The sequence below is a fragment of the Clostridium sp. AM34-11AC genome (assembly GCF_003435375.1).
In the GTDB taxonomy this organism is placed as follows: domain Bacteria; phylum Bacillota; class Clostridia; order Lachnospirales; family Lachnospiraceae; genus Pilosibacter; species Pilosibacter fragilis.
On the sequence record NZ_QWGL01000096.1, the window covers coordinates 1 to 1332 of the forward strand.

Below are 1332 nucleotides of genomic sequence, written 5' to 3' on the forward strand. Positions count from 1 at the left end.
TCCCTTGCCGGAGAGTTTCTTTGTGAATGGCCCAGAGCTACCCGTAAGGGGCAGTGGTCAACCAATCCTGAACACCTGCCAGATCACTATAAAGGATTCACTCAGTGGAATGGTCCTTACTTTATTCAGAAAGCGCAACTCATTGGCAAGAATACAGAGACTGTTATCCGGACGATCCTCAAATCCAGACCATACGAAGTACAGACCTATCGTATGTGTCTGGGTATTCTGGACTTTACAAAGAAGTACAGCAATAAGACTCTGGAAGAGTGCTGTAAGCAGGCGGTTGCTCTGAATAAGCAGAAATATACCTTTATCAAGAATACGATAGCTGTTGTAGCAGATGATCTCGGAGAAGCAGGCTATCATCATCCCACATCGGCAAAGAAAGAACCGGTACGCGGAGGGTATGTAATGCCACCGGAAGCTTCCAGTATCGACACTCTTTTATCACGCAGCAAGGCTCTTGCTGATCAGATACGAGAGGGGGCCGATGAATAATGCTTACAGGAACTGTACTGATAAATGAACTCGTTGATGAACTGAACGAACTTAAGCTTTCAACTATGGCAGCTACATTGGATGATCTGTATCACAAACCCGGATTTCTGGAAATGGATCGGCTTACGCTTATTGCAGAACTGATCGGACCACAGTTTCAGGAAAAGGTCAGCACGACATTAAAGAATCGCTTAACAGCGGCACATCTGAAGGGCTCACCTGAAGAATTGTCAGACTGTGTGGACTCTGACAAGCGGGAGTATCTGCCTGCCGGTATAACAGAGGTTCTTTCCTCTTTTGACTTTATTGAAAGAGGCTACAATCTCTGTATTCTCGGAGAATCAGATGCCGGAAAGTCTTACCTTGCAAAAGCTATCGGCATAAAGGCCTGCAACCGATATAACGTCGGTTACTTTCACAGCGAGGAACTTTTGGAAAGCATGGTAGCTCTTAAAGAGCAGGATTACGATAAATATGCTCGCAAGATGAAGAAGTATCTCAAATGGGAACTGATCATCCTGGATGACTTCCTGCTTCACACAATCACTGACGAAAGAGAGATTAAAATCCTCTTTGAACTTCTGGAGAAGCGGAACGAGCAGAGGAAAAGCACCATCGTATGCTCACAGCGTGATCCGGATAACTGGAAAGCGATGATCCTCAACGATGAGGTATCTGCCAATTCCATCATGAAGAGAGCTACAAAGCACTACACGGTTAAGATCAACACACGATAAGCGGTGGTCTTCTAACTAAAAAATAGGCGGCCGTTGACTTCGGAAAGCGGCCGTTCTAAAACAGAATGGCGACCGCTGAGCTCCGTAAAATGCA

At 45.6% G+C, this 1332-nt stretch carries 1 protein-coding gene and 1 pseudogene; both read left to right on the forward strand.

What is annotated here, in order from left to right:
- Nucleotides 1-501, forward strand: a pseudogene (locus tag DW826_RS18800) (hypothetical protein); the annotation flags it as partial.
- Nucleotides 501-1238 carry an ATP-binding protein gene (locus DW826_RS17895; RefSeq protein ID WP_117505581.1) on the forward strand — a complete coding sequence of 246 codons (738 nt, stop codon included), beginning with the start codon at nt 501-503 and terminating at the stop codon, nt 1236-1238. The pseudogene DW826_RS18800 and the gene DW826_RS17895, both read left to right, overlap by 1 nt.
- Nucleotides 1239-1332 lie beyond the last annotated feature (94 nt).